The following is a 12958-nucleotide window of genomic DNA, read 5'->3' on the forward strand; positions in this document are numbered from 1 at the left end:
ATTTGGATAAATTATGCTCAATAATACTTGATTTGTTCAATTTTTTATTGACAGAATTCAAAGCAAAAAAGTTGGTATAAAATTAAAAACATGTTTAGTTTGGTAGAATTAAGCTTGTCAGTAAAATGTTTCCTAAATTTTTGATAGCAGTCACTGCATTAATTGGAATTACAAGTGTTACTAACAACCTAGAAGTACTCCAAAAGCAAAATATTTTATCTCATAATCCTGCTAACCATAATCACTCGGATAACCACGATAAAGTACTAGAAATTCCTTCAGGTCAAGCTGTGCCAACAATTGATTTGGTAGTACATAAAGATACAATGAAGGGATATAATCTGGAAGTCAAAGTAACTAACTTTAGATTTGCACCAGAAAGAGTGAATACGGCACATGTACCTGGTGAAGGTCACGGACATATTTATATTAATAATCAAAAGCTGACGCGTCTGTATAGTTCTTGGTACTATTTAGAAAATTTGCCAGCAGGAAGAAACGAGATTACAGTAAGTTTAAATACCAATAACCATATGGCTTTAACTCATAATGGACAAAGAATTTCTGATACTGAAGTTGTGAATGTTGTTTCAAATAATCAGTAAATTTTTATTAGGAACGTGAATTTATAAGGTTAATGAACCAATAAGGCGTAAAGGTCACTACGGTAAGAGGTATATTGTTTTTGAAGAGCTTGTCCCTCAAAATTGGAAGACAAAAAAGGCTATTCAATATTTATGCAAGAAGTTTATTAGATGATTGACCTGTTGTTAATGATAACTCTAGGATTTCTAGGGAGTTTTGGACACTGCGTAGGAATGTGTGTTCCGTTGACAACAGCGTTTTCGTTATCACTGACGCAGCAGCAGACTTCTCCTCTTTGGCAGCAACAATTTGTATTTCATCTCTTACTAAATTTGGGGAGATTATTTAGTTATACCTTAGTAGGTGCTGGAATTGGGGCTTTAGGTTCTGTCTTAATTGCTGGCGGACAAATGGCGGGGGATGGTAGTTGGCTACGCCAGGGTATTGCCATTTTGACGGGTTTGATGCTGATTTGGTTTGGTATTGTTCAAGTCAAACCTCAATTTTTGCCTCGTCTTCCGTTTCTGCATCCGTTGTCTCAGGGTAGTTTGCACAATCGCTTAAGTGCTGCAATGGTAAGGTTATCGTTGCATACTAAATGGTGGACACCAGCCGCTTTAGGAATAGTTTGGGGTTTAATGCCATGGGGTTTTTTGTATGCGGCACAAATTAAAGCTGCGGAAACTGGAAGTCTTTGGCGTGGCGCGGCTATCTTATTTGCTTTTGGTTTAGGAACAGCACCGACGATGTTGGGTGTGGGTGTCTCGACTGCTGTTGTGGGTACAAATCGGCGCAGTCAGTTGTATCGTTTAGCAGGTTGGTTAACGATTTTTATCGGCGTATTGACACTGGTGCGGACGGGGGATGGACACGGGTTAATTTATGTTACAGGTCATGGTGCATTGTTGTGCTTGATGCTTGCACTGATTGCGCGTCCGATTCGGCGTGTGTGGGCGCAACCATTAAAATATCGTCGCACGTTGGGGGTGGGGGCGTTTGTGTTGGCGCTTGTTCATGTTGGTCACGCGATTCAGCATACCTTGGGTTGGAATTGGGAAGCTGTATTTTTTATGTTGCCGCAACATCAAATTGCGATCGCTTGTGGAACAACGGCTTTAGGGTTAATGACTCCAGCCGCTTTTACGAGTTTTGATCGTTGGCAAAAAGCTTTGGGTAAGCATTGGCGACAACTTCACTTGTTAAGTGTTCCAGCTTTAGTTTTGTGTGCAATTCATGTGGTGTTGATTGGTTCGCATTATTTAGGAACTCTACAACAGACGTGGCGTAATTATTTGTTTGTCATCGGTTTGAGCTTGCTGACACTAGGAGTCTTGTTGGTGCGATCGCGTTGGTTTTGGTCAATATTATCATTGGAGAAGTTTTATGCTCCCCCGCTACGTCACGATCGGTAATTTGGGTGTAGTCGTAACGCTGGCGATCGCATCACCTGTTTTCGCGCACAAAGTTCAAACTGCTGCAAATGTCGGTGCTACTTTACACATCGAACCGAATGATAATCCACGTGCTGGGGAAACTTCACTAACTTGGTTTGCGCTGACTCGCAAAGGAGGACAAATTATTCCTTTATCTGAGTGCGATTGCAAGTTAGCCGTTTATTCAGGATCATCGTCATCTCAGCCGTTATTAGAACCACCTTTAAAACCCATCTCAGCAGAACGCTATCAAAATATTCCTGCTGCTGAAATTGTTTTTCCACAACCTGGTGCATATCGATTGCAGTTTACTGGTTCTCCCAGAGTTGCAGGAAGTTTTCAACCTTTTGAATTAAGTTATGAAGTGAATGTTGCACCAGGAGTTGCGCCATCGCCATCACCAACTGTAGCGCAGTCACCCTCACAGCCACAGCCAAGAGAAAATCAATGGTTAATACCAGCGATCGCATCAACGTTTGTTATTTTGGCGCTGATCTTGGCACTATGGCGACTAAGGGTAAGAAAATCACATTAATTAGAAAGTAGCAGAGCAACCTCTCCATCCATGAATTCTTGACTCGGTTTAATACTCTTAATCTCGCATTCAACTATCCAGAATTACTCGATTTATGACGTCACTATCACTGACATCAAAATCAAGCATGAAGTTAGTATTCCGGAATATTTGAACTTCTGTGTTTACTCTATGTAACAGCAGTCAGAGATCAGAAGACGCTTCGCAGACCTATGGTTCAGAGGTTAGGGTTAAAAGCAAGCCATAGTAATAGAATTGCTCTTTTATCATGTCCTAAGCATCCTTTTAACTGCTGTACTGCTTCTTATTTGTTGGTCATACAAAAAAATTCTGTATGTCACCTCACAAGGGATGATATCCAGAATAGTTCTTTGTATTATTCAAGTTTAAGTTTTGAGAAATTTTTTAGGCGATCTTTTATCAATAGCAAGTTTAATAACTATCATCTGCAATTCGCCAGCAATACTCGTGTTGTTACGCAAACAGTAAATTGGTCAGAAAAACAATGCCAATTGCGCCAATCGCTAACCCACAAAGTCGCATGATTTGTCGATTTGGTGTTTTGTAAACGATCAAATTACCTATCGCACGCGCTAATATTGCTATACCATACTGAATTAAGCTAAACCCCAGTAAGTAGGCAACTAAAGGCATCATTCCTGCGCCGATGATTGCTTCTCCGTAAGCGTAGCCGTGAAATAAACCCGCGATCGCACCTAAGCAAGTCAAAATAATCCAATTAGGTTTATGCGGAATTGCTAGCATCACTCCGAAGGTGACTACCGATAGTGCGATCGCAATTTCCGCTGCTGGTAGGTCAAAATTGAGTAAATGAATTCCAGTTCCGACAAGTGCGGCTAAAACAAATCCTGCTGGAATGATAGTACCGTTTACTTGACCTGCGGCGATCAAACCAATGGCAATAACAAATGCCAAATGATCTAACCCAATCACCGGATGCGCTAACCCTGAAAGAAATCCCTCAACAAAATTCGTTGGTGTTTCGCCTCCTGTAGCGTGATGTGCTAAAGCTTGTGGTGCATTACTCAAAAATAAAATTCCTAAAGTAGCACTCAAAATAAGAGGATTCAGTCGCCGAAATGGTGCGAAATGCTTAATGGACATACAGTTTTCCCCAACTGAATTTAATAGGGAAATCATTCTATCACTGTTTGCGAAAGGCACGAATTTAGTTTTGAAAAGCTTTATTGCAGTAATTCTTTCATTTGATGCTGATTCCACAGTGTACGGTATAGTCCTGGCTGTTGCACAAGTTCTGCGTGTGTCCCTGTTTGCACTATTTGACCTCGATCCATCACAAAAATGCGGTCGGCGGTTGCAGCAGCAGACATTTGGTGCGAAATAAAAACAACCGTTTTGCGTTGTGTTCCCTGCGAAAGGTTATTCAGAATTTCGGTTGCAGTTTGATTGTCTACGCTGGATAAAGCATCATCGAGAATTAGTACGGGTGCATCGACTAATAAAGCCCTTGCTAGAGCAGTACGCTGTCGTTGTCCCCCAGAGAGTGTAATACCGCGTTCGCCGACTATGGTTTTGTATTGTTGAGGGAAATTGAGAATTTCTGCATGAATTTGTGCTTGTTTTGCACTATATTCGACTTCGGTTTGTTCGCTTAAAGGATCGCCATAGCGGATATTATTTTTGATTGTGGTACTGAATAAGAAACTGTCTTGGGGAACGTAAGCGATCGCACTGCGCAAGTCGTGTAATTTTATTTGAGTAATATCATTGCCATCCAAAAAAAGTTGTCCTGGTTCAATATCTAAAAGACGAGGGATAGCATTTGCTAATGTTGATTTGCCTGCACCAATTGGTCCTACGATTGCGACTGTCTCTCCTGGGGTAATCTTGAAACTAACTTTTTTTAAAGCTGGTTCTGTAGATCCAGGATAAGTAAAGCTTAAGTTTCTTGCGATTATCTCACCTCGGACTTGGTCTTTGGCAATCGAGATAGCCTTGTCAGAATCTTGAATTTTTGGCGATACAGTCAAAATTGACTCGATGCGATCGATACTGACTTCCCCACGTTGATAAGCTGTGATTGTAAATCCTAATAGTGCGGTTGGAAAGACAAGCCGCTCGACGTAGAGTATTAGAGCAATAAAATCACCGACAGAAAGAGTACCAGCAATCAACTGTCCTGAACCTAGCCACAAGAGAGTGAGTAAGCTAACATAGGCAAGCCCACTGACAAGTGGAAATAAAGTATTGCGTGTCTTGGCTAATTTTAGATTTGCATTAAGTAACTGCTGATTTTTGTGGCGAAAAGCACGACGTTCGTTTTCTTCCTGTGCGTAAATTTTGATCAGGGCAATGCCACTCATGTCTTCTTGAATCAGTTCGCTGACTGTAGAGAGTTCTTCTTGCACCTGTTGTTGTTCTTTGCGCAGGCGATCGCTAAACGATTGCACCAGAAACATCATGAGTGGGTAAACTGCGATCGCTGCTAGCGTGAGTTGCACGCTAATTGCGAGCATGACGGGAAGTGTTAAAGCATAAGCAAATATCGTATTCGCGATACTCAAAACAGCAAATCCTAGTAGTCGTCGAATATTATCGACATCACTTGTTGCTCGGTTAATCAGATCGCCCGCAGTATTCGCAGCAAAATAGGATGGCTCAAGCCTTAATAAATGTTCAAAAATCTTCTGTTTCAGGTCAAACTCAACTTGGCGTCCTACACCAAATAGCGCCACTCGCGAAATCATGCGGATAACCCACATGACGGAACTCAGTATAAAAATGAGTATGACGTATTGAACAACTTGCCCAAAACTGAATGTAACTTGAAGCGTGTCAATGATATTACGAATCAGTAGTGGAATATAAACACCTAAAGCATTAACAATCAATAAAGCTAAAATTCCTACTGTACAAGTTCGCCAGTGAGGACGCAGATAAGAACTAAGTTGAGCGAGCCGAGAATTTGCCATTAAAGCTTATAAATAACTTTCTTTTTCTAGAACTAGCATAAATAAGAGGTCGGAGGTCAGAAATCGGGACTCAAAGTTAGAGTGATAGTTTTATAAAAGCAAAAAATCCCCCACAACCACGGTGGGGGAATCGAACTAAATCTTTTAAACAGCTAGTTAACCAAACTTACCAGCCGTTGAGGCAATGACAAACGCTGCGTACGTCAGAACATAGCCAACAGTGAAGTGAGCTAAACCAACTAAACGACCTTGAACGATGGACATAGCAACTGGCTTGTCTTTCCAACGAACCAAGCTTGCGAGAGGAGTCCGTTCGTGTGCCCAGACGAGAGTTTCAATTAACTCTTGCCAGTAGCCTCTCCAAGAGATCAAGAACATGAAGCCGGTTGCCCAAACGAGGTGTCCGAATAAGAACATCCAAGCCCAAACTGACAAGTTGTTCATACCGTATGGGTTGTAACCATTAATCAACTGTGCTGAATACAACCACAGGTAATCGCGCAGCCAGCCCATGAGGTATGTAGAAGACTCGTTAAACTGTGCAACGTTGCCTTGCCAAATACCTAGATGTTTCCAGTGCCAGTAGAAAGTTACCCAACCTACTGTATTTAGTGCCCAGAACAAAGCGAGGTAGAAGGCATCCCAAGCTGAGATGTCACAAGTACCGCCGCGACCTGGACCATCGCAAGGAAATGCATAACCAAAGTCTTTCTTGTCTGGCATGAGCTTAGAACCGCGAGCGTCCAAAGCACCTTTAACCAGAACGAGAACTGTGGTGTGAATCCCTAGTGCAAACGCATGGTGAACTAAGAAGTCACCAGGTCCAATCGTTAAGAATAACGAATTAGTACCATTGTTGATTGCATCCAACCAGCCTGGTAGCCATGCAGCACCAGCGGTAGAAGCAACGCTATCTGGGTTAGATAGCAATGTGTTCAAGCCGTATAGCACTTTACCGTGCGAAGCTTGGATAAATTGAGCGAATACTGGCTCAATCAAAATCTGCTTCTCAGGTGTGCCGAAGGCAACTACTACGTCGTTGTGGACGTATAAACCTAGGGTGTGGAAACCTAGGAATAGTGATACCCAGCTTAAGTGCGAGATGATCGCTTCTTTATGCTGTAGTACGCGGTCAAGAACGTTGCCTTTGTTTTGTTCCGCATCGTAGTCACGTACCCAGAAAATACCTGCGTGCGCAAACGCACCTACCATTAGAAATACAGCAATGTATTGGTGATGAGTGTACAGCGCAGCTTGGGTAGTGAAATCTTGACCCATGAACGCATACGGTGGCAGCGCATACATGTGCTGGGCTACCAAGGAAGTGATAGTTCCCAGTGCAGCCAGTGCCAAGGACAACTGGAAGTGTAGCGAGTTGTTAATTGTGTCGTACAACCCTTGGTGTGGCAGGTTGAACTGACCTTCGGTTTTGGTGCCAAAGAAATTCTTGGCATTAAGCATTTCTTTGATGCTGTGACCAATTCCGAAGTTTGTCCGGTACATATGACCAGCGATGATGAACAATACTGCGATCGCTAGGTGGTGGTGTGCCATATCCGTCAGCCATAGCGACTGCGTTTGCGGATGGAAGCCACCTAAGAAAGTGAGAATCGCGGTTCCTGCGCCTTGTGATGTACCGAAAACATGATTAGCTGTGTCAGGATTAGCGGCGTAAACGCCCCAGTTTCCTGTAAAGAATGGTCTTAAGCCCTCTGGGTGAGGAAGTGTTGTTAAGAAGTTATCCCAACCAACGTGCTGTCCGCGCGATTCAGGAATCGCAACGTGAACCAAGTGACCTGTCCAAGCAAGCGAGCTAACACCAAACAAACCTGCTAAGTGGTGGTTGAGGCGTGGCTCGGCGCTCTTAAACCAAGATAAGCTAGGACGGAACTTGGGTTGGAGGTGCAACCAGCCAGCGAACAAAAAGACACCAGCAAGTATCAAGAGAAATACTGCACCGCTGTATAAGTCATTGTTTGTCCGCATGCCAATGGTGTACCACCAATGGTAAACACCAGAGTAAGCAATGTTAACGGGGTATGTCGCACCTGCTTGCGTAAACGCATCAACTGCGGCTTTACCAAAGTGAGGGTCCCAAATTGCGTGGGCAATCGGACGGACATTTAATGGATCTTTAATCCACTGTTCGAAGTTACCTTGCCAGGCTACGTGGAACAGGAGGCTGGAGGTCCACAAGAAAATGATCGCCACGTGACCAAAGTGGGTTGCGAAGAGCTTCTGATACAGATTCTCTTCGGTCATCCCGTCGTGGGTCTCAAAATCGTGGGCTGTGGCAATCCCGTACCACAGGCGACGTGTTGTTGGGTCCTGCGCGAGATCCTGGCTAAATTTTGGAAATTTTGTTGCCATAGGTTTAGTGAATCCTCTGACCTTAAGCCATCAGCTGACATCGCACTAAAACGCGTGCTGATGGCTAAATGCTAACCTACTGAAATTATGCGCGCCTCGAAGAACGCCCAGATTGTAACGATCGCTCCTAACAAGTAGTGAGCTACTCCTACCGCACGACCTTGAATAATACTTAGCGCGCGGGGTTGAATTGTTGGGGCGACCTTTAGTTTATTATGTGCCCAAACGATCGACTCGATCAGCTCTTGCCAATAACCACGTCCGCTGAAGAGGAACATGAGGCTAAAAGCCCAAACAAAGTGAGCGCCTAGGAACAGCAGACCGTATGCAGAGAGTGCCGAGCCGTAGGACTGAATCACTTGCGCTGCTTGCGCCCATTGATAGTCACGCAGCCAACCATTGATGGTATTTGCACTCATGGCAAAGTTACCACCCGTGATATGCGCTATGGTACCGTCTGGGTCAATCGTTCCCCACACATCCGACTGCATCTTCCAGCTGAAGTGGTAGACTGCGATCGCGATCGTGTTAAACATCCAGAATAAACCTAAGAACACGTGATCCCAACCTGATACTTGACAGGTACCACCGCGTCCTGGACCATCGCAGGGGAAGCGGAAGCCAAGATTTGCTTTATCTGGAATCAAACGCGAGTTTCGAGCAAATAAGAAGCCCTTCAGTAGAATCAATACTGTAACGTGAATTTGGAAAGCATGGATGTGGTGGATCATGAAATCCGCCGTACCCAAGGCGATCGGCATCATGGCAATTTTGCCACCTACAGCCACTACACCACCACCAAAAGCATAGCTCACAGGTTCAAGCGCATTAGGTGCTGTAGAACCAGGTGCTAGAGTGTGGATGTTTTGGACAAACTGTGCAAACACAGGCTGCAATTGAATTGCGGTGTCCGAAAACATATCTTGCGGACGACCTAACGCTTGCATCGTGTCGTTATGGATATATAAACCAAAGCTGTGGAAGCCAAGGAACATACATACCCAATTGAGGTGCGAAATAATCGCATCGCGGTGACGAATTACTCGATCGAGCACGTTGTTTTGGTTCACTGCTGGATCGTAATCGCGCACCATGAATATCGTCGCGTGTGCTGCTCCACCAACAATTAAGAAGCCGCCAATCCACATGTGGTGCGTAAAGATCGATAGCGCTGTGGCGTAGTCAGTTGCCAAGTACGGATACGGAGGCATCGCGTACATATGATGCGCCACAATAATTGTCAGCGAACCCAGCATTGCTAGGTTGGTTCCTAGCTGCGCGTGCCAGGACGTAGTCATGTTCTCGTAGAGACCTTTATGTCCGTCACCTGTGAAAGGACCTTTATGGTTCTCTAGAATTTCCTTAATACTGTGACCGATACCCCAGTTGGTACGGTACATATGACCCGCCACGATGAACAGCACAGCCAACGCCAAGTGATGGTGCGCTGTATCAGTCAACCATAAACCACCTGTTACAGGGTTTAATCCGCCCTTAAAGGTGAGAAAGTCAGCATATTGTCCCCAGTTTAATGTCCAGAAGGGAGTTAAGCCCTTGGCGAAACTAGGATACAACTCTGCCATCAAGCTATTATTCAGGATGAATTCGTGGGGTAGGGGAATGTCCTTGGGTGCTACTCCCGCATCCAGCAGCTTATTAACTGGTAAAGCTACGTGAATTTGGTGACCTGCCCAAGATAAACAACCTAAGCCTAGTAAGCCTGCCAAGTGGTGGTTGAGCATCGACTCCGCATTCTGGAACCATTCCAGTTTAGGAGCGCGCTTGTGGTAGTGGAACCAACCTGCAAATAGCATTAAAGCTGCTGCCACTAAACCGCCAATTGCAGTTACGTAGAGTTGGAAGGAATTTGTAAAACCAGCAGCACGCCAAACTTGGAATAATCCAGAAGTAATTTGGATACCGTGGAAACCACCGCCAACATCGGCATTAAGAATATCTTGACCAACAATTGGCCAAACAACTTGCGCACTTGGCTTGATCCCAATTGGGTCGCTTAGCCAAGCTTCGTAGTTTGAAAAGCGAGCGCCATGAAATTCCATGCCGCTCAACCAGAGGAAGATCACAGCCAGCTGACCAAAGTGCGCCGCAAAGATCTTGCGCGAGATGTCTTCTAGGTCGCTGGTATGAGTATCAAAATCATGGGCGAGAGCGTGTAGGTTCCAAATCCAGGTAGTTGTTTTGGGACCTTTAGCTAAGGTGCGATCAAAGTGACCAGGCTGTCCCCATTTTTCAAATGAAGTGGGTACAGGGTCGTTATCGACGATAACCCTTGCCTTTTTTTCCTCTCGCTCCGGAGGACTCATCGTCATTTAGACTCTCCTCTCTAGACAAGGAAACAGAACTTGTGAACGCCACTAGCGGTCTTCGGGCTGAGTCATTACTTTCATCCTAAAAAAGAGGAGTTCAGTTGATTCAGCAATGAAGGTCGCTCGTGGAAAGTGCTTTCTGATGAATTATAGGGTCATGATTACCTGAGTGTTGAAAGTATTTTAACAATAATTCAAAAACCCTGGAGAGTAAGTCAATTCTGCTATGCAAGTTCAAACCAATGGAAAAAAAGTCAAGAGAATCTTCATATAATTTACAAAGCTCAATCATTCGTAAAACTTATAGTTCAAATAAATGCACGCCTGTGGAGTAAATAAATATTAAGGAGAGATGCTCAAAGCTTTGTGCATCAAAGATTTCGTTGCTCACTTGCGTTCGGTGTTTGATTGATATTTGCTACCTATTTGCTAAAGCTATTTTTACCACAGTCATACTAGTAACTAATACTGAGAATTAATGAAAAATAGCAGTAATACACTAGGGAAGTTTGACGTCAGTTCCAAGGGGTCAGCGACGTGTTGGATATAAATTGGTGGCAAAAAGTTATCAAAGTAATTGTGTCATTTTTCATGACAGGGCTAATCGTCTTAAGTTCGATCAGTTGTGGCGATCGCGTTACCGAAAAAGCACGTAATCTAGACGCCACGCGCTCAGTTTCTAGTACTGCTCCACGTTCTACAAAGATCGCCGAAGTTTCTCCACCTGAAGTAATTCAGCAGCTACGCCAAAGCTTAGAAAGTCGCCGCCCACAGGTGTCAATCTTGAGTCCGCAGCCAGGCGAAATTTTGCAAGACGATACAATTAACGCTCGCTTGCAAGTTCAAGATTTACCAGTCTTTAAAAACGAAGAACTGAATTTAGGTCCTCACCTCAATGTCATCCTCGATAACCAACCATACATAAGTGTTTACAATCTTGACGAGCCGCTCATTTTTTCGGATTTAGCTCCGGGAACGCATACTCTACGCGTTTTTGCTACTTACCCTTGGAATGAAAGCTTCAAGAATGAAGGCGCTTACGCTCAAACAACGTTCCATATCTTTGCGAAGGACGACAACAATAGTCCTAATTTGGACAAGCCGTTGCTAACGTATAATACGCCACAAGGAACAGTAAGCGCAGAGCCAGTTCTCCTTGATTTTTACTTAACCAATGCTCCACTACACCTTGTTGCGCAGGCAAATCAACAAAGTAATATTGCTGATTGGCGTATTCGCTGTACCATTAACGGTGAAAGCTTTATTATCGATCGCTGGCAACCGCTGTATCTTCAAGGCTTGCAACCTGGAAGAAATTGGATTCAGTTAGAGTTTATTGACGAGCAAGGTAACTCTCTACCGAACGTTTTTAATAATACAGTTCGACTTGTGACGTATGACCCGACAGCGACGGATACGCTAGGAAAGTTAGTTAAAGGACAAATATCATTAGCTGAAGCACGCGGCATTGTCGATCCAAATTACGTTAATATTACCGAGCCTCCCAGTATTGCACCTACTCCAACACCATCTCCAACACCAGTACCTGAAGTTACACCCTCCCCAGAAGTACAACTAGAACTTCCAGAAGCACCATTAGACGAAGAAGTTCAACAACCACCGCAAGACAGTGAAGCAAAAACTCTATTAGAATCAACCGAACCAGCAATTAAAGGCGATGCTAATTTAGAAGACCAAAAACCAGGTGGATTTTTCAATCGCTTCCGGCGTCGTGAAATTGAACCTACACCGAGCGTGACACCCATAGAACCGGAACTACCCAAGGGATACGAGGAAACAGTACCCGAAAAGCCGGAAAGTCCTGCACCAACACAAGATATACCGGAAATAGAAACAGAACCGCAAACTTCACCAGAAGCCGAACTTCCGAACGCACCATCTGAAGAAACGCTTCCAGAAGCATCCGAACCGACACCGATGCTGGAACGCGCACAACCCTTAGAAAAGCCTGGAGGATTTTTCAATCGCTTCCGGCGTCGTTTGATGACTCCAGTATCACCAGAACCACCATCAACGCCAGAAATTGACTTAGCACCTTCACCAACCGAAGACGTTACTACTCCAGGTGCAACAGAGGAAGAATTAGAACCAGCTGCTACAGATAATAATGATGTCGTCCAACCAGAACTAAGTAGGTAAAAAGGGTCTTATCTAATAAAAACTTTCTAACCCTAGGGAGAAGATGTTATTCCCAAAAAAGTAAAAAGTTAGAAAGTTACGATTCAAAATTGACGGAGAGGAACATGAAATTAAGGATGAATTGGTTAAAAAATGTAGGATTGCGTCACATCATTACAGTATTCTTGGTAGCTGTGACATTCTTAGTAGCTCCAGTCTTCAATCAAAGTGTACTTTTACAAGCTCAGGCTGCTCCTGCTAATTCACAATTAGACGAGAATCCTGTCACGAGTGAAACAATGAAGCGTATCAAAGAAAAAGCTGAAGACTTTGGTGATAGCGCTGAACGCCCTATAGGTGATACCGGTCTGAAAAACATTAAAAAGCTTGGAGAAAATATTCCTGAAACTTTAGAACTAAAGGCACGTCAAACAGGTGTAACATTTAATCCAAACGAGGCAGACAAAAAAGCTGCTATGGAAGAAGCTCAAAGCAAAGTTGAGAACAAATAAAAACAAGTAGATCTTCTGAAACTTCTTATAGCTGAATCGGTAACCTGGAGTTGACACTATCACTATATAGAGTCACTGCCAGGTTATTTGATTGCGCTGCTAT

At 43.9% G+C, this 12958-nt stretch carries 9 protein-coding genes; 5 read left to right on the plus strand and 4 right to left on the minus strand.

Annotated elements, in window-relative coordinates; translation table 11 throughout:
* The first annotated feature begins 125 nt into the window (after window positions 1-125).
* The 3 genes from B1A85_RS03125 to B1A85_RS03135 all read left to right on the plus strand — a co-directional run bounded on the left by B1A85_RS03125 (window position 126) and on the right by B1A85_RS03135 (window position 2553).
* The gene (locus B1A85_RS03125) at window positions 126-605 is read left to right on the plus strand and encodes a hypothetical protein (RefSeq protein WP_104545441.1); all 480 of its coding nucleotides are present in this window, start codon (window positions 126-128) and stop codon (window positions 603-605) included.
* A gap of 150 nt (window positions 606-755) precedes the next feature.
* On the plus strand, window positions 756-1997 hold the full coding sequence (locus B1A85_RS03130; RefSeq protein WP_104545442.1) for a sulfite exporter TauE/SafE family protein: 1242 nt from the start codon (window positions 756-758) through the stop codon (window positions 1995-1997).
* A complete protein-coding gene (locus B1A85_RS03135; protein ID WP_104545443.1) occupies window positions 1969-2553 on the plus strand; it encodes a hypothetical protein in 585 nt (194 codons plus the stop codon). The genes B1A85_RS03130 and B1A85_RS03135 overlap by 29 nt, the downstream gene beginning before the upstream one ends.
* A 474-nt stretch (window positions 2554-3027) precedes the next feature.
* On the opposite strand, the gene B1A85_RS03140 is transcribed toward B1A85_RS03135, so the two are convergent.
* The 4 genes from B1A85_RS03140 to psaA form a co-directional block, all read right to left on the minus strand.
* Complete coding sequence (locus B1A85_RS03140; RefSeq protein ID WP_104545444.1) at window positions 3028-3678, minus strand: HupE/UreJ family protein; 651 nt, start codon at window positions 3676-3678, stop codon at window positions 3028-3030.
* A gap of 80 nt (window positions 3679-3758) precedes the next feature.
* Entirely contained in the window at window positions 3759-5507 is a 1749-nt protein-coding gene (locus B1A85_RS03145; RefSeq protein ID WP_104545445.1) for an ABC transporter ATP-binding protein, read from the minus strand.
* Window positions 5508-5663: 156 nt separating this feature from the next.
* Window positions 5664-7877 carry a photosystem I core protein PsaB gene (psaB, locus tag B1A85_RS03150; RefSeq protein WP_104545446.1) on the minus strand — a complete coding sequence of 738 codons (2214 nt, stop codon included), beginning with the start codon at window positions 7875-7877 and terminating at the stop codon, window positions 5664-5666.
* A 71-nt stretch (window positions 7878-7948) separates the two neighbouring features.
* Window positions 7949-10207 carry a photosystem I core protein PsaA gene (psaA, locus tag B1A85_RS03155; protein WP_104545447.1) on the minus strand — a complete coding sequence of 753 codons (2259 nt, stop codon included), beginning with the start codon at window positions 10205-10207 and terminating at the stop codon, window positions 7949-7951.
* A 588-nt stretch (window positions 10208-10795) separates the two neighbouring features.
* Here psaA and B1A85_RS03160 point away from each other — a divergent pair.
* Both B1A85_RS03160 and B1A85_RS03165 read left to right on the plus strand, forming a co-directional pair.
* On the plus strand, window positions 10796-12364 hold the full coding sequence (locus tag B1A85_RS03160; RefSeq protein WP_210404150.1) for a hypothetical protein: 1569 nt from the start codon (window positions 10796-10798) through the stop codon (window positions 12362-12364).
* Window positions 12365-12480: 116 nt separating this feature from the next.
* On the plus strand, window positions 12481-12855 hold the full coding sequence (locus B1A85_RS03165) for a hypothetical protein (protein WP_246841303.1): 375 nt from the start codon (window positions 12481-12483) through the stop codon (window positions 12853-12855).
* The last annotated feature ends 103 nt before the right edge of the window (window positions 12856-12958 follow it).

Origin of the sequence: Chroococcidiopsis sp. TS-821 (assembly GCF_002939305.1) — a bacterium.
Lineage (GTDB): Bacteria > Cyanobacteriota > Cyanobacteriia > Cyanobacteriales > Chroococcidiopsidaceae > Chroogloeocystis.